General features: G+C 46.4%; 23 protein-coding genes and 1 other annotated feature. All 23 genes read right to left on the bottom strand.

The annotated features are described in order from the left end of the window. Nucleotides 1–35: 35 nt before the first annotated feature. The 23 genes from HNR77_RS17935 to HNR77_RS17825 all read right to left on the bottom strand — a co-directional run bounded on the left by HNR77_RS17935 (nt 36) and on the right by HNR77_RS17825 (nt 18,600). Nucleotides 36–1,133, bottom strand: a complete 1,098-nt coding sequence (locus tag HNR77_RS17935) for a sugar ABC transporter substrate-binding protein (RefSeq protein ID WP_184187230.1) — start codon at nt 1,131–1,133, stop codon at nt 36–38. Nucleotides 1,134–1,354: 221 nt separating this feature from the next. Further along, on the bottom strand, nt 1,355–2,833 hold the full coding sequence (gene spoIVA / locus HNR77_RS17930; protein WP_111271423.1) for a stage IV sporulation protein A: 1,479 nt from the start codon (nt 2,831–2,833) through the stop codon (nt 1,355–1,357). 448 nt (nt 2,834–3,281) lie between these two features. Next, complete coding sequence (locus tag HNR77_RS17925; RefSeq protein ID WP_260410628.1) at nt 3,282–4,061, bottom strand: hypothetical protein; 780 nt, start codon at nt 4,059–4,061, stop codon at nt 3,282–3,284. Between the two features lie 59 nt (nt 4,062–4,120). Next, nucleotides 4,121–4,480 (bottom strand): 2Fe-2S iron-sulfur cluster-binding protein, encoded by a 360-nt coding sequence (locus HNR77_RS17920; protein WP_184187227.1) that lies wholly within the window; start codon nt 4,478–4,480, stop codon nt 4,121–4,123. Beyond that, a complete protein-coding gene (locus HNR77_RS17915; protein WP_184187224.1) occupies nt 4,480–4,992 on the bottom strand; it encodes a hypothetical protein in 513 nt (170 codons plus the stop codon). The genes HNR77_RS17920 and HNR77_RS17915 overlap by 1 nt, the downstream gene beginning before the upstream one ends. Continuing rightward, the gene (locus tag HNR77_RS17910) at nt 4,968–5,114 is read right to left on the bottom strand and encodes a hypothetical protein (protein WP_184187219.1); all 147 of its coding nucleotides are present in this window, start codon (nt 5,112–5,114) and stop codon (nt 4,968–4,970) included. Before HNR77_RS17910 ends, HNR77_RS17915 begins: the two co-directional genes overlap by 25 nt. Before the next feature lie 85 nt (nt 5,115–5,199). After that, nucleotides 5,200–5,379, bottom strand: a complete 180-nt coding sequence (locus tag HNR77_RS17905) for a DUF2768 family protein (RefSeq protein WP_184187216.1) — start codon at nt 5,377–5,379, stop codon at nt 5,200–5,202. A gap of 174 nt (nt 5,380–5,553) precedes the next feature. After that, nucleotides 5,554–5,829: a stage VI sporulation protein F gene (locus HNR77_RS17900; protein ID WP_090917250.1), complete on the bottom strand. Its 276-nt coding sequence runs from the start codon at nt 5,827–5,829 to the stop codon at nt 5,554–5,556. A 111-nt stretch (nt 5,830–5,940) separates the two neighbouring features. Further along, nucleotides 5,941–6,981: an NAD(P)H-dependent glycerol-3-phosphate dehydrogenase gene (locus HNR77_RS17895; RefSeq protein ID WP_184187214.1), complete on the bottom strand. Its 1,041-nt coding sequence runs from the start codon at nt 6,979–6,981 to the stop codon at nt 5,941–5,943. Further along, nucleotides 6,974–7,597, bottom strand: coding sequence for a glycerol-3-phosphate 1-O-acyltransferase PlsY (gene plsY, locus HNR77_RS17890; protein WP_111271429.1), 624 nt, complete (start codon nt 7,595–7,597; stop codon nt 6,974–6,976). The genes HNR77_RS17895 and plsY overlap by 8 nt, the downstream gene beginning before the upstream one ends. Nucleotides 7,598–7,608: 11 nt before the next feature. Next, nucleotides 7,609–8,931, bottom strand: a complete 1,323-nt coding sequence (der, locus tag HNR77_RS17885; RefSeq protein ID WP_110894352.1) for a ribosome biogenesis GTPase Der — start codon at nt 8,929–8,931, stop codon at nt 7,609–7,611. 183 nt (nt 8,932–9,114) lie between these two features. After that, nucleotides 9,115–10,329 (bottom strand): 30S ribosomal protein S1, encoded by a 1,215-nt coding sequence (gene rpsA, locus HNR77_RS17880; RefSeq protein WP_111271431.1) that lies wholly within the window; start codon nt 10,327–10,329, stop codon nt 9,115–9,117. 135 nt (nt 10,330–10,464) lie between these two features. Further along, the gene (locus HNR77_RS17875; RefSeq protein WP_184187211.1) at nt 10,465–11,052 is read right to left on the bottom strand and encodes a lysophospholipid acyltransferase family protein; all 588 of its coding nucleotides are present in this window, start codon (nt 11,050–11,052) and stop codon (nt 10,465–10,467) included. After that, entirely contained in the window at nt 11,049–11,753 is a 705-nt protein-coding gene (gene cmk, locus HNR77_RS17870; protein ID WP_397367055.1) for a (d)CMP kinase, read from the bottom strand. Before cmk ends, HNR77_RS17875 begins: the two co-directional genes overlap by 4 nt. A gap of 429 nt (nt 11,754–12,182) precedes the next feature. Beyond that, nucleotides 12,183–12,836, bottom strand: a complete 654-nt coding sequence (locus HNR77_RS17865) for a flagellar brake protein (protein WP_184187208.1) — start codon at nt 12,834–12,836, stop codon at nt 12,183–12,185. Nucleotides 12,837–12,991: 155 nt separating this feature from the next. After that, entirely contained in the window at nt 12,992–14,338 is a 1,347-nt protein-coding gene (gene ypeB, locus HNR77_RS17860; RefSeq protein ID WP_145403867.1) for a germination protein YpeB, read from the bottom strand. A 135-nt stretch (nt 14,339–14,473) separates the two neighbouring features. Continuing rightward, nucleotides 14,474–14,647 carry a hypothetical protein gene (locus HNR77_RS17855; protein ID WP_167434050.1) on the bottom strand — a complete coding sequence of 58 codons (174 nt, stop codon included), beginning with the start codon at nt 14,645–14,647 and terminating at the stop codon, nt 14,474–14,476. 105 nt (nt 14,648–14,752) lie between these two features. After that, nucleotides 14,753–15,451: a glutamic-type intramembrane protease PrsW gene (gene prsW, locus HNR77_RS17850; protein ID WP_111271437.1), complete on the bottom strand. Its 699-nt coding sequence runs from the start codon at nt 15,449–15,451 to the stop codon at nt 14,753–14,755. A 43-nt stretch (nt 15,452–15,494) separates the two neighbouring features. Beyond that, a complete protein-coding gene (locus HNR77_RS17845) occupies nt 15,495–16,109 on the bottom strand; it encodes a genetic competence negative regulator (RefSeq protein WP_145403869.1) in 615 nt (204 codons plus the stop codon). 188 nt (nt 16,110–16,297) lie between these two features. Beyond that, a complete protein-coding gene (locus HNR77_RS17840; RefSeq protein WP_184187204.1) occupies nt 16,298–16,648 on the bottom strand; it encodes a hypothetical protein in 351 nt (116 codons plus the stop codon). Nucleotides 16,649–16,742: 94 nt separating this feature from the next. Further along, nucleotides 16,743–17,558 carry a metallophosphoesterase gene (locus HNR77_RS17835; protein WP_184187201.1) on the bottom strand — a complete coding sequence of 272 codons (816 nt, stop codon included), beginning with the start codon at nt 17,556–17,558 and terminating at the stop codon, nt 16,743–16,745. Continuing rightward, the gene (locus HNR77_RS17830) at nt 17,558–18,010 is read right to left on the bottom strand and encodes a hypothetical protein (RefSeq protein WP_184187198.1); all 453 of its coding nucleotides are present in this window, start codon (nt 18,008–18,010) and stop codon (nt 17,558–17,560) included. Before HNR77_RS17830 ends, HNR77_RS17835 begins: the two co-directional genes overlap by 1 nt. Beyond that, nucleotides 18,007–18,600, bottom strand: coding sequence for a type II CAAX endopeptidase family protein (locus HNR77_RS17825; RefSeq protein ID WP_184187195.1), 594 nt, complete (start codon nt 18,598–18,600; stop codon nt 18,007–18,009). Before HNR77_RS17825 ends, HNR77_RS17830 begins: the two co-directional genes overlap by 4 nt. A 475-nt stretch (nt 18,601–19,075) precedes the next feature. Further along, nucleotides 19,076–19,308, top strand: a binding site (T-box leader). Nucleotides 19,309–19,532 lie beyond the last annotated feature (224 nt).

The following is a 19,532-nucleotide window of genomic DNA, read 5'->3' as shown; positions in this document are numbered from 1 at the left end:
AAAAAGCGCACCTTCCGGCGCGCCCATAACGCAATTTACTTCGCAGTAATGCCGTATTCGCTCATCCAGTCCTTGATGCCCTGTGTACTGCCGCCCCAGCCTTCGACATATTCGGACAGCTCTGACGTCGAGATTTGTTTGTCAGGCAAAGCCTCACGCTGCACATAAACAGGGTTAAGCACTACGGAATCTTCAGTCTGGTCTCCATTCAGCTTCTGGTATGCATACCGTACCTGTACACGTCCAATATCCGTCGGATCTACAGCGGCAGAAGCAACCCAAGGATTTTTCGGGTCCTGAATCATTTGCAAATCCTCGTCACTCATATCAATACCGTATACCTTGATTTCATCACGGCCAGCTTGTTGAATGGCGCGTGCTGCACCTTTGGCGAATTCATCCCATGCTGCCCATACAGCTGTAATTTCACCCTTTGGATATTGCTTGAGAATCGCTTCCATTTTCGCCTGAGTATCCAGAGCGGGGTTCTGAGCAGAACCAAATGCTGCAATTTCCTTGATTTCCGGGTTGGCTTTCAGGAAAGCACCGTAAGCAAGCTGACGACGTTCCATTGGCGCAAAACCAGCTACCCACACTTTAACGATGTTGCCTTTGCCGTTAATATCTTTTTTCATCTGCTCCAGCGTCAGCTCGGCCATTTTCTGGTCGTCCTGAGACAACACTGTAGCTCCCGGCACACTGATGTCTGCATCGAATACAACAACCGGGATCTTTTGCTCTACCGCTTTTTTCACACCCGGTTCCAGAAGCGAATCCCCGTGATCCGTCAGAATCACATCGAATTTCTGGTTAATTGCACTGTCAAGCAAAGACACCATTTTGGCTTTATCGTTGTCTGCGACAAAAGTGGTAAGTTCACCACCGAATTTGGCAATTTCCTCTTTGACCCCTTGCACATACTGCTGTGAAAAGGTTCCTGTATTGAACTCCATAATCAGCGCCACCCGTTTACCGCTTAAAGGCCCTGTTACAGCTTCCGTTTTAGGCGTTTCCCCTGCATCGCCCGTTGCCGAAGATGATGCCGGTTCCTTTTTGATTCCGCATGCGGATAATGCCAATGTAAATACCAGTAATACGCTCAGCCATAACCATTTTGAACTTGTTTTTCTCATGTCGGATTCCCCCTGTTTCGCTCTCTGTGTGACTTCAATCACAATCGTTGAATATTAATATAACGACTAATCCCCAGTATGTAAATATGTTTTAATGATTTAAAGCTGAAACTTGCTAAGTTTTTTAAAAAACATGCTTCTTTCTACCCATTTCATCCAGTATTAAGAAAAAAAGAGACAGAAAAAGACCATGAGGTTATGCCTCACGGTCTTTTGGAAAATTAAAGGATGATGGCGATCAAGCCGCCTGAACCTTCGTTAATAATTCGTCCCAGTGTCTCCTGCAATTTATATCTGGCATTGTCCGGCATCATGGCAATTTTGCCCTGAATACCTTCACGCACAATGGAGTGCAGTGAACGGCCAAACATATCTGAATCCCATACCTTGATCGGATCGTTCTCGAAGTCCTGCATGAGATATCTGACCAGTTCCTCGCTCTGCTTTTCTGTTCCGATAATCGGTGCAAACTCTGACTCCACATCCACACGAATCATATGAATAGATGGCGCCGTTGCTTTCAGACGAACACCAAATTTGGTTCCCTGACGAATCAGTTCAGGTTCATCCAAGGCCATCTCGGCCAGGGATGGAGCTGCTATGCCATAACCCGTCGTTTTGACCATCTCCAGCGCCTCCGCAAAGCGGTCATATTCTCTCTTCGCATGAGAGAACTCCTGCATCAGCTGCAGCAGATGATCTTTGCCCCGAATTTCGATGCCAACGACCTCTATGAGAATCTGATCATACAGTTCATCCGGCGCATAGAGATCAATCTCTGCTACCCCCTGCCCCATATTCATGCCGCTGAGACCCGCACGGTCAATGAACTCGTATTCCATGAACTGTGCCACGACCCGATCTACGTCACGCAGTCTGCGAATATCTTTTACCGTGTCCCGTACCGAATTTTCATAGTTGCTGCGAAGCCAGTGTGTATCATTCAGCACCATCACCCAGCTCGGCAGGTTGACATTCACTTCGTGTACAGGGAACTCATACAGCACCTCACGAAGCACACCTGTAACATCATCTTCCGTCATGGTGGCAGCGCTTAGTGTCATTACCGGGATGTCGTATTTCGCTGCCAGCTCGCTTCGGAGCTGCAAAGCTTCTTCACTGCGAGGACGTGTGGAGTTGATCACAAGTACAAACGGTTTGCCCACTTCCTTCAGCTCGGCGATAACTCGTTCTTCAGACTCCACATAGGAACTGCGGGCAATTTCGGCAATTGTGCCGTCTGTTGTAACCACAACTCCTAGTGTTGAATGCTCCTGTATCACTTTCCGTGTACCAATCTCGGCCGCCTCCTGAAACGGAATCGGCTCTTCGAACCACGGCGTAGAGATCATACGTGGACCATTTTCATCCTCGTAGCCCTTCGCACCCTCCACAGCGTACCCTACACAATCCACCAAACGTACATTAACATCGAGCCCTTCAGCCACTTTGATCTGGACTGCGTTATTCGGCACGAATTTCGGCTCGGTGGTCATAATCGTTTTGCCTGCTGCACTCTGTGGAAGTTCATCCACTGCACGGGCACGATCAGCCTCACTTGCGATGTTTGGCAGTACGATCGTTTCCATGAATCGTTTAATAAATGTTGATTTCCCCGTCCGGACTGCGCCGACAACCCCGAGATAGATATCCCCTCCGGTCCGCTCAGCTATGTCCTTAAAAATGTCCACTTTCTCCAATGAAATCCCCTCCTTAAATTACTCCGAAGGAAAAATGCTAAAGAGCATCCGCTTCGTTTTTTCAATCAGAAGACTGAAATCCCTGCAACGGTAGAGCCGCCTTTGTGAGTGCCCGGAAGTCGTCCGCCGCCGAACGTTGCATTCTGATGAAACCGGCGAGAGCGGCGTTAACTCGTACATGCAATTGGACTAGTATCATCTTATGTATCCGTATGCGGCAATATGACGTGTTTTTTTGTTTTTTTATCTCATGATGATGACATTCAGAACATCCCCCGATCCCGGACTGCGCGTCTTTATTTCAATCTACTTTATGAGAAAGGGCCCTTGTTTATGACACCTCTCTCCAGTGCCCCTATTTTGAAACGATAAAAAAAGACATCCCGTCGTTTACGGAATGCCTCTCTTTACCCTCTTCGCCCTCTTTACGGTTCGTTCTATCGTGGTTTTAATCTGCCTGTGCGACAGGGATATTGTTCTGCAACGTATAAGGAAGTGATTTGACAGGCACAAAAAACGATTGGGCCAAGAGATGCTCACGTAAATCTGAAGCAAACTTATCCTTGGATGCACCGTCTGTCTTCTCTAAAGCCTGCATAATATCAAAAGCATAGTCTACGTAGACCGTACCTTCGGCGTCCATTATAAAAGGCAGCTCCTGACCTGAATACACACTATTCAATGTAATTGCAGGAGCCCCTGCCTGCGCGGCCAGTTTCATATCCACTTCGACCAATCCCGGATACAGCTCTTCACCTGCAGGCAGCTTCTGATTATGTACGGATTGATACTGCTTCACCATACGCTGTACATCATTTACCTTCTGTACCGTCTGTAAATCCATCACCTTTACCGTCGGTTCAACCTCTTCGTTCTGCACCAAAAAGTAAGCGCTGCCGCCATTCTCAAAAGCAGTCCCTGGTATGTCGTCAAGATAGCCGAGCTGTTTCAGTTTGGGCAGATCGATTCTGAACTTTTCATATTTCGGCGTATCGGCATCTGCATTCAGAATGGGCAATACGCCCTGATCCTTCTGAAACGCATCTATTGCACTCTGAATGCGGTTCACGCTTTCACGGTAAGCTGTTTTGGGATCCGTGTTGTGCTGAGCCTGATACAAGCAGCCACTCGTTGTCATGACGAGCAGCATCAGCAGGAACATACCTAACAACCGCTGCAACAGGCTTCTGCTTTTTGTTATCCGGCCTGACTTACTTCCATTAGTCATCATCTGTATCCCCCTCAAACATCTAACACATTAATATAAGCCTTCTCTGCCTCCTGCCATCATACAAACCAGTCGTCATCCTGCTCTTGCTGCTGCCGTTCAAGCTGCTTGCGTATCGCGGCTTTGAGCGGGTCTTCAGGAACATGCACAGACAACGAACCACGCACTTTAGCCTGACATGAGAGTCTTGTTCCAGCCTCAAGCAGCCGTCCCAGCTTGCGTTTCTCAGCGTCCGTGGGAGGCAGTAAAGCCTTCAGCTCGTCCTGCTCCACCCCTACCTTGCACATCAAACATGCTGCTTTACCATCGCAGCGGGTCGTAATCCGTACACCCGCCCGTCGGGCCGCATGCAACAGGGTCGTTCCTGGCTGGACCTTAATCGATTTGTTCATGGGTAAAAATGTAACAACCTCTTGCATTATTGATCCTCCCCGGCTTCTTCCGACCAAGCAAAGCCTACCAGCTCCTCCACTTCCGATCTGAAGCGAGGTGTCCATACGTTATGCCGACTTAGTTCAATCATTACAGGCTGATGCATCTCTGGCTCTCTACGCATTACTAAAGAGATCGGTACATACCGATCTTCACGTCCACGAAGCAGATTAAATAACAGTTCATGTGCCAGCGGCATCAGTCCCAGCCGGTAATCATGAACTTTGGCCTCAGCCGCATAAGGAGCAAGCACATGCTCGATTTGCGTACGATACCAGCTTTGGCGGGCCCATATCTCAAACCCGCCTACCAGTTCGAGTGAGCATTCACCCACCTGATAGTGACTTAGCAATGAAGCATACGGACCTGTTGTGTCCACTACAGGCTCGTCCAGTCTTCTCCCCGGAGCATAGTGATGCAGTGCTTTAGCCGCAGCAATATCTGCGTATACGTCAATATCCCTTGGCGCTTGACTCAGCTGCACGCCTTGAAGAAGCAAGCTGCAGCTGCCTCCCAGCAGCCATGTATGCGGTCGACCGTGCCAGGCTTTGGCCTCTCCAGCAATGCCGAATGTAATTCCGGGTAACGCTCCGTCCAGCCCGGCGTCTCATTTTGCCCCACAGGCACACACTCCTCTCATCCGTCTTATCCTTATGTCCGTTCATTAGATGCGCTTATGCGGATGTTCTCTCTCCCGAAAGGGAAATCAAGTCAGAGAAGCGATCCCACCAAAAAAACCGATGAGCATAATTAAAAATGCAATAATCGAAAGGATGCCTCGCACGAGCCCTTTTGTTTTGGCACGAGCAAATGTAATCAGAAATACAGATAACCCCATAATGAGGATGGCAACCAATGACAGCCACATCTTGTCCATAGCGCTCATAAACCAACAGTCTCCCCTTCAAGTCCGATATTCATCACTGACAATGTGACAATTGCAATTATTATAACATGAAATCATGCGTATTTTTCCAATAAAAAGACAAAAAGCAAGTCAGCAGCTGCTGACTCACTTTTCGTTAACGCATTGCCCACTACTCGGAGCAGGTATGATCTATTATTTTTTTATCATCATTTTCATCAACGATTCCATATTGCTTGGATTCAGTCCGCTTTTCTTGACTGCACTCACAATATCCTGAACCGTATCCTCAGATACCGGTATTTTCGCCATGGCGGATACTTGTTTGATCAGTTGGCGCAGCTGAGCCTCGTTCTGCATCGTTGTTGGTTTCACTGTGCTCGCCAGCTTTTTGACAGCACCTTCCGTGATGGTTTTACCTGTTTTTTTGTTAATAGCCTTCAGCGCTTCTTTCGAGATGTTGTTACCCATTCGTCTCCCCTCCTCCGGCAATACTCATGTGTATCATATGAGTCTGGTGCGGAAAAGGTGAATAAGCTTCATCACTTCATACTAGGCTGACAACACGCTGAACTGATAAACTCAGGAATGCCATTGTTCCCAGGTTTCCAGCTTCATCACTTCCATCTCGGTTTTCGGATCACGGCCCATCAAGGCCTCAACCGCATCCCTTGGCTGTCTGTTCTGGAATAATACATGATACAATTGATCCGCAATCGGCATCTGCACCCCATATTTCTGAGCAATAAAATAGGCGGCCTGCGTTGTTCGAATTCCTTCGACAACCATGCCCATGGATTGCAGCACATCGTCAAGCTTATGGCCCTGTCCCAGCATGGAACCCGCTCTCCAGTTCCGACTATGCTGACTTGTCGCGGTAACGACCAGATCCCCGATGCCAGCAAGCCCTGAGAAGGTTAATGGATTCGCTCCCATCTCAACACCAATACGTGTTATCTCGGCAAGACCACGGGTTAACAGAGCCGCCTTGGCGTTATCACCAAATTGAAGCCCGTCTGACATGCCCGCCCCAAGCGCGATAATGTTTTTGAAAGCTCCCGCCAGTTCAACGCCGAGCATATCACGGTTCGTATACACACGAAAATAGGCATTCATAAACAATCCCTGAACTGCCTCAGCAGACTCCTTATCAAGGGCTGCTACAACAACCGTTGTTGGACAGCGCTTTACCACTTCTTCCGCGTGACTCGGACCTGACAATACAACGACCTTACCCTCTTCACATTCCAGTTCTTCCGAGATGACGGTAGACATGCGTTTCAGACTCTCGGTCTCAAAGCCTTTGGTTGCATGAATAATGAGCATCTCCGGTTTGTAGAAAGGTCTGAACTGATGCACGACCGCACGCATTGCAGATGAAGGCGCAACAATTAACACCGCCGCTGCATCTGCAACCGCCGTTTTCATATCACTGGTTGCCCGAATGCGGGGAGACAGCTCCGCACCAGGAAGGTAACGTGTATTGGTATGCTGTGTATTGATCTCGGCTGCCTGCTCTTCACTGCGTGTCCACATGACCACGTCCAGTTCATTTGCGGCCAGTACACTGGCCAGGGCTGTTCCCCAACTGCCGGCAACCAATACAGCAACTTTTTTAGACAACGCGTTTTCCCCCTCCAGGGTTCTTTGATCCCAATTTATTTTCCTGTCCTTTGGCGAGCTTCACAATGTTCGTGCGATGTCTCCAGAAGGCAAACAGACAAATAATCAGACTGCCCCAGAAAATACTCATTGAATACCCGGGCAAAATCAAGATGAAAACAGGAGTTAATGCAACGAAAATCAAGGAGCCAAGCGATACATAACGTGTCAGAACAATCGACAAAATCGCAATGACTCCTGCGCAAAGCGCAGGCAAAAAGGCAAGGCTTACCATCACACCGATTGCTGTAGCAATGCCTTTTCCTCCACGGAAGTTAAAATAGAGCGGCCAGTTGTGACCTGCAATCGCAGCAATACCGCTGAATGCAGCAATCCACGGTGAGCCACCGCTCAACCATAGGCCAATCCATACTGCAGCAATACCTTTGATTACATCCAGCAGCAGCACGCAAATAGCGGGCCCTTTACCCAGAATACGCAATGTATTCGTGGCCCCGGCATTGCCGCTCCCGTGCTGACGTATATCAATCCCCCGTATTGCTTTTGCAAGAAGAACACTAAAGCTGATTGAACCGAGCAGATAGCTCAGCACAATCGCAGCGATTGGTAAAATCACAAACTTCTCCCCTAACCTTCGTCGGACTTCCTCCGAGTAAATATACGAATTGGTGTGCCTTCGAAATCAAACGCTGCCCGGATTTTGTTCTCCAGATAACGCTCATACGAGAAGTGCATCAATTCAGGGTCGTTCACAAAAATGACCATAGTCGGCGGTTTAACCGCAACCTGAGTCACATAGTTAATTCTCATTCTGCGTCCTTTATCCGTTGGCGGTGGATTAATGGCAACCGCATCAGACACGACATCGTTCAGCAGGTGAGTCTGAACGCGCAACGAGTGCTGTTCTGCTACACGCTGTACCACAGGCAGCAATTTTTGTAAGCGTTGTTTTGTGAGAGCGGACAAAAAGACAATCGGAGCGTACGTCATAAAGAGGAAGTGGTCCCGAATTTTCGTCTCAAATTCTTTCATCGTTTTATCCGTCTTATCTACGATATCCCATTTGTTCACCACGAACAATGACGCTTTGCCCGCTTCAAACGCATAACCTGCAATATGCTTGTCCTGCTCAATGATGCCTTCTTCGCCATTAATGACGATGAGCACGACATCAGCACGTTCAATGGCACGCATTGCACGCATCACGCTGTATTTCTCCGTGGTTTCATATACTTTACCGCGCTTCCGCATACCCGCTGTATCAATCAGCACATAACGCTGCCCGTCTTTTTCAAAAGGAGTGTCAATCGCATCACGGGTTGTTCCGGCTACGTCGCTGACAATTACACGTTCCTCTCCCAGAATCGCGTTCACCAGTGAAGATTTACCGACATTAGGTCGTCCGATCAGAGCTACACGAATGACATCATCATCGTATGTCTCTTCCTCTAGTTCAGGTAATTTCTCCACAATGGCATCAAGCAAATCACCAATACCTGTACCGTGACTACCGGATACCCCGATCGGATCGCCAAAACCGAAGCCATAGAACTCATAAATCAGCTCACTGCGTCCAATGTTATCCACTTTGTTCACGGCTACAACGATCGGTTTGCCTGAGCGATAAAGCATCTCTGCAACTTCCTCATCAGACTGCGTAATGCCTGCTTTGGCATCACACATAAATACAATCACATCCGCCTCTTCGATCGCGAGTTCCGCCTGCATACGGATGGATTTCATAATGACGTCTTCACCGTCAATTTCGATACCGCCTGTATCAATAATGCTGAATGCTTTACCGTTCCATTCACCGATTCCGTAGATTCGGTCGCGGGTAATGCCCGGTTTGTCTTCCACAATGGCCAGTCTGTCGCCGATAATTCGATTGAAAATGGTGGATTTACCCACGTTCGGTCGGCCGACAATTGCCACAACTGGTCTTGCCATACATTCCACTCCTCCTGTCCATACTTACGTTTCTCATCATAGCAAAAAAGCTATGTCTTGGCTAACGTTTCGTGGCAAAAATCTCGCAATAACAACAATCGGCGAACCCGCTAGGGCTCGCCGATCTTGCTTTTATTGTCAGCAAAATATGCAGTATATAACTAAGAACCATGCATGTATAACTTATTTGAATTTGCTGAGTTTGTCGCCAAACAGTTCGCCGAGCGTAGTGCTCATACCTTGATTGTTCAAGGACACGTTAGGGTTGTTGATTTCCTCACGCGGCGCGTTGTTTCTTGCTGGTCTTTCTGCTTTTTGCGGTTGAGCAGGAGCTTCTTCTGTTTCCTTGATGCTCAGGCTTACACGCTGTTCAGCAGGGTTCATGTCCAGAATTTTAACTTGAACCTCTTGACCTTCTTTCAGCACTTCATGCGGAGTGCCAATGTGTTTGTGGGAGATTTGCGAGATGTGCACAAGTCCCTCAACACCAGGAGCAATTTCAACGAATGCTCCGAAGTCAACCAGACGTTTAACAACACCTGTTACGATGTCGCTAGTGTTGAATTTGTCGCCAGCTGTTTCCCAAGGTCCTGGTTGTACAGCTTTCATGCTCAGGCTGATTTTTCCTTTTTCAGGGTCAACTTTAAGCACTTTAACGTTAACTTTGTCGCCTTCAGACAATACGTCAGATGGTTTGTCAACGTGAGTCCAAGCCAGCTCGGATACGTGAACCAAACCGTCAACTCCGCCTACATCAACGAATGCACCAAATTGAGTCAAACGTTGAACAGTACCTTCGATCACTTGGCCTTCTTGCAAACCAGCCATAACCTGTGCTTTGTTTGCTTCGAATTCTTGATCCAGAACGTCTTTTTGGGAAAGGATCACTTTGTTGTTCTCACGATCGATCTCTTTCACTTTAACACGCAATGTGCGTCCTTTGTAGTCGCTGAAATCTTCAACGAAATGACGCTCAACCATAGAAGCCGGAATAAATCCACGAACGCCAACATCTGCAACCAGACCGCCTTTAACAACGTCGCCTACAACAACTTCGAAGACATCTTGATCTTCAAAGTGCTTTTGCAGTTGCTCCCAAGCGTTCTCACTGTCAATTGCACGTTTGGACAGAACGAGTTTTTCTTTCTCGTCGTCGATGCTAAGAACTTTAGCTTCAACTTCTTGTCCAACCTCTACTGCATCAGACGCGCTGCCAACGTGAAGCGAAGACAGTTCGCGAATTGGAATAACACCGTCATATTTATATCCAATGCTTACATAAGCTTGGTTATCTTCCAATTTGACGATGGTTCCTTTTACAGTATCTCCTTTTTTCAAGGAAACGAATTGATCCAACTCATCTTGGGTTGCTTCTTGATTTTTCATTTCTTCCGACATGTCAAATACCCTCCTCAATTCAAAAACCCCATTATATTCAAACCTGCCTTGGCAGAGTTCAAAACACTTTCATGCGAATGCATTTGTTATAGCTTCCCACAAAAATATGGAAACATGCATTCATCACAGACAGCCTTATTTGCTCGGCACGCCTGTTTTCACCATTTCATTAATTTTGGACATAATCTTCTCGGTAGCTCGCTCCAGAGCATCTCCAGATGTATCTTCCTTGAACTCGTCCAGATTAACCGGTGCACCATATACTACTTTCATCTTACGAAATAACTTGTAGTTACCGATAATAGCAGTAGGGATGACCGTAGCACCGCTGCGGAGAGCAAAGCTCGCTGCTCCTTTTTTGCCAATTCCTCCATCATTGTGACGGCTTCCCGCAGGGAATATACCGAGCACTTCACCACCTCGCAGAATGTTGAGTGAGGTTTTGATGGATTCCTTGCTGACGCCTCCTCGTTTCACGGGGAAAGCACCTACAGCCTTGATGATTGGCCCCAGTACCGGAACATCAAACAGTTCGCTTTTAGCCATAAATCTCACTTGACGGCGAATCTTGATGCCAACGGTTGGCGGATCAAAGTTACTGATATGATTGGAGCATAGAAGTACGCCGCCGTCTTTCGGAATGTTCTCCCGTCCAACTGCCTCCAGGCGAAAAAGAATGGTGTACAAGATCCGCAGTACTGTTTTGCAAAACGTGTAAATCATAGACCGCCCTCTCCTCTGACCATTGTGCAATAAGATACGATTTTGTCAACCACTTCATGGATGTTCATCTCCGTTGTATCCAGAACGATAGCGTCCTCTGCACAACGCAGCGGGGAAACCTCCCTGTTCTCATCCAGCTTATCGCGGGTGGCAATGTCTCGTTCCAACTGCTCCAACGTCAGACCATCGGATGGCTCCAGTTCTTTGAAGCGGCGAAGCGCACGCTCCTCCACACTGGCCGTCATGAAAATTTTCACTTCCGCATCGGGCAGTACTGTTGTTCCGATATCGCGTCCATCCATTACGACGCCCTTGCGCAAAGCCATTTGCCGCTGAATATCCACTAACTGCGTACGCAGCCCCTCGATTTGCGCATATCGAGACACGATTCCCGTTACTTCACGGGAGCGGATTTCCGAGGTTACATCCTCCCCATTACAGAACACTTTCTGTCCACCCCGATCCGGCTGTAAATCAATAACCAAATCCTGAGCTTCCTGAAGTACCTGAGTCATATCATCCGGAGAGATATCTTTCCGAAGCATATGCAAGGATACTGCACGGTACATTGCGCCTGTATCGACATAAATGTAACCAAGTGCTTCTGCAACCAATCGGGCTACCGTGCTTTTTCCGGCACCAGCAGGTCCGTCAATTGCAACGTTCATTTTCCCGTTTTCTGATGTGTTCTGGCTTGTCAACGGGGCATTCCTCCTCAAACGATAAACCTCAATAAAAAAACAGGCATTGCCTGTCATCGTGAAAATTATACCACACTCTACACATGGATGCAAAAACAGACAAATCACCCAACCCGATCTGCGTTTGTACTTTGCAAATGAATCGGGGTGCCTTCAAGGCGATCAATCGATGTCATTATTTTCTTCAAACCTGGTACGAGCAGCAGGAGCTGGCTCAGCAGAGCAAGAGGAATGCAACGAGACGCAGCATTCTTCGCTCCATTCGTTTGGAAAACAGAATGTAGAGCCGTTCAAATCTCCGGGCGGCAAAACGTTTGTTCATTGGAAGGCATCTCCTTTTTCGATGGAAGTCATCTCGTTTTCGCCTTACGTTGCCCTGGAGAAACTCGCTTTATGCTCGCTTGCAATTCCTGATAGGTTTTATTTTATTTATTTCATTCGATAGTCCAATTGTCGCTCAAAACAAAATTTAATCACTTTCTGACGTTCGGAATCCATAATTTGCGAAAATTTCAGCATAGCCAGATCACGGCCCGATTCCAGCTTTTTGATACGAACCACCTCGGCCTCGAACTGAACATGGTCGATTCCGCCATTACGATAAGGCACCAGCAGCCAGCATTTCAACTTCTGCCCTTCCTTGATTTTGAATTCTGGCTCGCAGTAGACAGACAACCCCCCACCGCCGATATCTTCAGTCAGCATTACTGCACGGGTAAGATCCTCGCTCTGAACGGCCAGCTCAAGGCTGGCATGCACACGCAGAAAGCTGCGACGCTGAATTTTCGAGATTTCTTCAAGCAGCGGTTTTCTGATGCGAACAAGGCGAATGACATCCTCCTCAAACCCGGTAACATACGTGTTGAAATAATGGCGGACACCGCTCTCATTTATGTAAGATATGGACAGTTCTTCTCCGAAAAAAAGTTTCTTCAACCGGCTGTTGCCTTGCTGCATCGGGACTTCAATCAAAAAACTGTTGTCATCCGTGTCTGCGATACGTGACTTGTATTCTTTATGTTCTTCTTTTTCATCAGCCGATGCGATCTGAATGTATAACACTTCGTTTATTTTAGGAAACAATCGGTTCACCGCCACTTATGTATTTATCTTCTTAATTGCAAGCATTATTATATCATGACCGATCTTACATGGAACAAGAAAAAAAACAGGCCAGCTAACTGACCTGTTTTCAAAACCCCTTATGATGCTTTAGCAAATTGCGTTCACCTGATGCTTTAGGAAGTTGCGTTCACCGGTTTAATTTCCTCCACAGCTTCTTCCATTCCGGTATTTGCATTAATGTAAATCCGGTAACGCGAACCGTTAATTCGTCCACCAAACTCATGACAAAGCACTTCTTTGCCGTATTCATTCTCGATTAACGATTTACGCACATAATTTTCTTTGAAGTCGGGATTCAGCTTTTGGCGTGCCTGCTCAGCTGTAAGACTTGCTTTTGGAATCTGGCGTTTAGCGTTATGCTCATACACATAATCACTTGCCTCGAAGCCCGTTACCTCACCTGTATCCAGACCTACACGAACGGACATTTTCTCAGGATAAATGAGTGTATCGCCTTGTTTCCGCACATACGTAAGGTTTCCGAGATTGCCAAATTCATCGTAATTGACAGCCTGCATATTTTTATACCCTTTATTCACCAGAAATTGATCTGCCTGCTTCATTGCCTCTTGTCTGGAAACCTTTTTAGCACCTACCGGCCGGGTGTCACTATATGAGATAAGCATTCCACCGTTTCGGGTGAAATCCATCATCAATTTTCCGTTTCTCGCATGCTCAGCAGTAGCTGTATACGATTCCCAGTCCGTTCCCTTCCCGTTCTCTTGAATCTGAATTTTACCTGTTTCCATATCCGCAAATTTGGCTGCTTTCGCTTGAATTTGTTCTTTAGATACAGGAAGCCCGCTCAGCTTTTTCACAGATCGTTTGGCAAAAACATTGGCAACCGACGGACCCCAATCAAGCTCAGGGTATTCCTGCACCTTTTTGTTCATTGTGCGGAAGCCATCCACGATTGAATTATCGCTTGTCTGCTCCTGCGTGGCCATAGCCGTTTCTGCATCCATCCAGCGCAGCCGGTCTGACAGCACTTTTTGCTGTACTTGCTTCAGGTTCTTTGTAATTTCCGAAGAATTTTGATACAGCGTCTTCAGATTGCCTACTTCCTTTTCACTAAGAGGTTCTTTCGTTAAGTCACGCATGGAAGCATGATACGCAAATTTTGAAATGCGAGAGAGAAACTCTTCCGTTTCGTTAAAAGGCAGCATCGTCAGCGGCAACTGATTAATCTCATTTTGTGCTTCACTGGTAAGCCTCCAGACATTCATAAGCCCTTTACGATGCATGCCTTGTGAAGTTGCATGCACCGCAAGTGTATTGCCAATCTCCGAATGCAATTTGTCCATATGAAACGAGAGATCATGAAATGCACGCTGGTACTGGTTCTCCGCCTTAATCAGTATCGCATTTTTTTCCTGATTCTCCTGATACCCCCACACCAGTGCGCCGATGAGGAGAACTGCAAATATCGGAAACATTACTGAACTTAGTCGTTTGTACACGGTAGATTCTCCTTTCTTCTAAACCACTGCCTTTATTGTGGATCGAAGAAAGAGCTCTTATGCATGCGATTTCCAGTCAGAACGAATTTTGACTTGTAAGAGCATGGCTCATGCCCCATTCGGCGCTAACCCTGTTTAGTTCAGTTGAAACCCGGTGACCATACCTTCTTCTTCAATCTCAAACTGGTCCTTGTTATCGCAAAGACACTGCTTGAACCCTGTTTCAATCCGATTTCGTTCCTTCTTGCCTCTCAGCGTAAATCGCTCACCACATTGCTTGCATCTGATTTTGATTTTGATTCTGCTCATCTGACATCCCCGTTTCATTTCGTCGTTCCCCAAGTGGTGAATACAAAAAGACACACCAGGGTCTAGGCGTTTTGACGCTTTATGTCCACCAGTGTGTCCGTATTTTTATAATTTAACCTCTTCCTCGCGCTTCACGAAACGAAACGGCGAACGATTGTTGGCCCGTGTAATCTTGCCTACTGCTCCGTACCACAGACCGGCCATCAGAGGCGCGATAAACCATAACCAATGATTCACCATCGTATTCATAATGACATCGTACAAGGCATGCCAGAAGAACGGCAGAACCAGCGACAGTATAAGATACCATCGTTTCTTCTTCTCATCATCAATAAATTTGGCCTTACCCATGTAATATCCCATAATCACTGCAAACATCGCATGCCCTGATACCGGGAGAAGCGCCCTGAGAAACATGGCCGATACGGATGCATTGCCCGCAATTGCATACAGTACATTTTCGACCGTGGCGAATCCCAGTGATACAGCAACAGAATATAATATTCCGTCATAAGGCTCGTCAAATTCGGTGTGATTATAAATAATATGATAGATCACAAACCATTTGACAAACTCCTCAACCCCGCCCGAGATCAGAATAGATTCGAGATAGGGATTATCCCCAAGCCACAACATCATGCCCCGCTGAATAATCATCACAGGCAACACAATCAGTATACCCATCAGGAAAACCCTCAGAATCATGTGAAGCGGCTCGTAATCATACCGGTCTTTGAGATAGAAGTATGTTAACAAGGCGAGACCCGGAGCAACTGCTGCAGCTAAGACCGAAAACAAAAGCACCGAACTTCCCTCCTCTGACTTGTAACGCGATTAGAACCGGTGTTTAATCCTGACGTTTGAAGTGTGTGCAGATCAACTCAACTGCTTGTTCAGACATAACCACTTTCCCGTACTCTTCCATTACTGCAGGAGTAACGGAGGAACCTTCACCAAACTCTGCAAGCAAAGCAATCAATGCGGCATGTTTGGAAGTGTCTACGTCATCCGGTTCAAAATGCAAGAACCATTTATTTTTATAAGAATACAGTTTTCCCGCATCCGTAACATGCTGACGTAACATATGGGCAGCCTCGATCAATACCTCAAAATCCTTAAATGCGTATACGATGGAATCACTTTGCTCCAGTGTAACTTCCATTTCATATACTTCTTCAGGAAGATCGTCTTCATGACCTGAACCATATTGTTGCGGATCATATTTTCCACGAGTAACGATGACAACCATCCCTTGAGCGGGAAGTGCGAATACTTCAACAGCCAGCGGACCTGTAGCATCAAAGCCAAGTTCAGAATAAGCCTGGTCCATCATTTCAGTGAACAGTTCATGTACCTTCGGTAGCTCCTGCCACATATCTTCTTTTTGTATTCCGCGCTCGCTCAGATCGTCAAAGGTCAGGAAAATCCGTATCTTATCGTGACTTAGTCGTTCTATTTTCATACAGGATCTCCCCTTTATAAGCAAGTCTTATAACAGATTATGAAGCACAAAACAATATGTGCTGAAAATAAATCTATGTAGTTATGTTATCATTTTATACCTCTAAATGCACGCAGTAAAATCAACAAAAAAAAGAATCAATCCACATCAAATCAAGACTGTGGATGATTCTTAATGGATGCTGTGGGTTATAAACCCGGTACTGTTGTATTTGTTTGACTTAAAATTTGCTCTACCTCATGTTTAACATCCGGGTTGGTACGAATAAAATCTTTAAGCATGTTCATATTTTCTTCTTTTTCTTTTGGTGAAATTACTCTGCTGGTTTTTGATGCTGTCTTATGCGGTTCACCATGGTGATCAGGCTTGCTGCTGAAGCTATCCATACCCGGGAAAGTCATCTCCATCATTTTATGTTTGGCCTGGTCAACCATGTTTCGGGATGAACCTGAAGACAACATGGGCATTCTGCCTTTAGCTAACCAGGAACTGGCTGCAACGCCAACGACAATACCCCAGAAAAAGGATGACGCCTTCATTACTCCAACCTCCTTTAAGTGTTAAATCACAAGTAGTGTTTGCTGGAGCGGTCGATCTCATTCCGCATAAATACAGGAAAACAAAAAGCCCGGCTTACTGATCCGGGCATTTTGCAGCAGGTGAACGCAATGTGATGAGATGTACCTCGGCGGGACAACCTAGTCTTAAGGGAAGATGATTTGTGCCAAACCCCCTGCTCACCAGCATTTTGCCATTTCGACTATCTTGTTTGTGCCTCTTTAAGAAGAACCAGCCGGATGACACCTTGCGGTAAGCCCTGTTCAGAAATACGGGCCCGAACCATGGCAGCACCAGCTGTCCCCCATGGGTATGGCCACTTAATACGAGATCAGCATGCACTTCCAGTCTCAGAGCTTCCAGCGGATCGTGAATCAAAACAATTGTGCATTCGTCATGTCCCTGATTTCGAAGCAGCTCTTCTGACTGTTTAGAACGATAATCCAGCCCGATCAGCCTTAGCTGATCCGATCCCTTTTGCAAATAAACCGTCTTATCCTGTAGAAGCAGCACGTTGGAATCATCTAAAATCCGTTTCAAATGAGCAGTACCCGCTTTTTTGTCATGATTACCATACACCGCAAAAGCCGGTGCTACCCTCGAAAGCAGATTCATATTGTGTCTTACAATCGACCAAGGAATTCCCTCCTCAGCGATATCCCCGCCAATCAGCACCCAGTCAGCCTTCCCCTTCCACTTCTCGAAGTCCGTGGTTCTCAGCAGGCGTTTATGCGTATCCGATACATACAAAATGGTGGCGCCGTCAAATGCTGCTGGAAGATTAAACAGCTCTACGTCATCCTGAATTAGATCGTATGCTCTGGCTTGAAGCCACATATGCAGCAGCAAGGCTGCTGCTGCTGAAATAACGATAAAAATGGTGAACAGCATTACCACGGTAGTGGCAGGAAGGTGTTTAGCGGAGGCGCTCCTTTGATGCCCCACCACACCAATCCAACGGTTAACATGATGAAAATAAAAATAAGTGAGTTAACAAATCTTTTGCTTAACCTCAAACGTCTTGAAGGATGCAATTCGGTCCGAGTGGGCAAGGATCTTGCCTCAGAAACCGAGTCCTCCTGCTGGTTAGCCTTTTTTTTGGAACGAGTCGGTGCTCGCTGCGGTAAAACAGGGCTTTCCAGTGCAGATGCATAGGATTGACGCTGTGACCGAGGTAAAGTGATTGAAGTAATGGGTGGAGTACCACCTGTTTCGGCAGCAGCCGCCGTTTCAGCGACCAGACTGGTCTGGGAAACTGTGCGGCGCTCGATTTTCTCTTTTTTATCCGAGTGACGCTGACGTTGACTGCCATATGTTTTCATTCTGCTTAGTGGCTGACTCATGATCCCCTCCGAAAACGTATCGCCAAGCCGGATACCAAGTCAATTACAAAATGACATAGAATAGGTGCCCACAACGTACCGGACTGCAAATAAATCCAGCCCAATCCGTAACTTGAGAGAAACACCCAGCCTGTAGGAATCCAGTGGCGAAGATAACGAATGTGAATAACTGCAAATAAAATACTTGTCCAGTATGGACCTATGACATGTTGTATCGCGCCCCGGAACAGCAGTTCCTCGCACACAGCCACTATGGCTGCTATACATACAATATGCCAGATTGGACGCCCGCGAAACAAAAGCTCGTTAATGCCGCCGTCATCCATACTTTCCTGCGGTATAACATAGGACAGCACCAAATCCATGACAAGCATAATACCAGCCAGACCAAGACCCCACCATAAAAATTGAAGATGCTCGGGCAAGGCCAGAACCTCTAATACATTCCTCTTTTGCAGCAGAATCCATACAACACCAATAATTAAAGTCAACCCCTGGGTAAAATAAAGGTTAATTAATAATAAGCGCTCGGTTAACTGCTGCGGTTCGGCCTTCCGAATTTTGAATTTTGGAAACTTCTTGTTTTTCATTGCATGCGTCTGTCCCTTGAGTTATTTGATTTCAATAATTGTTTCAATGACTAATCCGAAGTTATTTCATCGACTAATCCAAAATAATGTCCATTCAACTATCCAAAATCACTTTCATTCGCCCATTCAAAATTATTTTCTTTCGCCAATCCGATAGTATACTAAATGATAGCCAAAAAACCAATCCGGTTCAAGACCTGTCCCAAGTCCCGGATATTCACCCTGAAACGTTACTTCATTAATGCGATGAAATTAGTTTTATTAACGCGATGAAATTGGTTCGCGAAACAGCAGGATTAAGTCGTTTTCACTCGGATTTCAGCCCTCTTTGCAAAGAGGCACAGCTCTATAAATGTGCGGCAAGCTCCACAAAGGACGCGTGTAATTAAAACATTTAAGCCTATTGACATGCTCATGTCAGCCATGATACATTATGAAAAAATTAGTCACCTCAAACACGGTGATAAAAAAGATGTTAAACACGATGATGGAAAAAAGACGTTGCAGTGTCCTTCAGAGAGCCGATGGTTGGTGCAAATCGGTGGCAGGCAAATGTTCTTGAGCGCTCCTGAGTTATTGCATTGAAACTGGAGTAGGTGCAATCGGTTTAGACCCGTTATCCTCTTCGGTCTTTCATTAGACCGCTAAGACTGTCGTTGCGAAACGGCAGTGAATTAGGGTGGTACCACGACAACTCTCGTCCCTTATTGCGCAAGCAGTATGTGGATTGAGAGTTTTTTTGATTGTTTTCGATAAAAAGAGTCCTGTGGAATCAGAGGCCACTGAAGAACTAGCAGTTTTTCTACAGATGTTATTTAGTTTACAGAAAAGAAGACATTCGGAACGAATGTCTTCTTTTTATGGGTCTAAATTAGCTGCGGTTTCTAGTAGACCTTAGTCCACTAGCTTTAATATTCGTTTCAGATTTACAG

It is taken from the genome of Paenibacillus sp. JGP012 (genome assembly GCF_014203995.1).
Classification (GTDB): Bacteria; Bacillota; Bacilli; order Paenibacillales; family Paenibacillaceae; genus Paenibacillus; species Paenibacillus silvae.
This window is presented reverse-complemented; position numbering and strand designations above follow the sequence as displayed.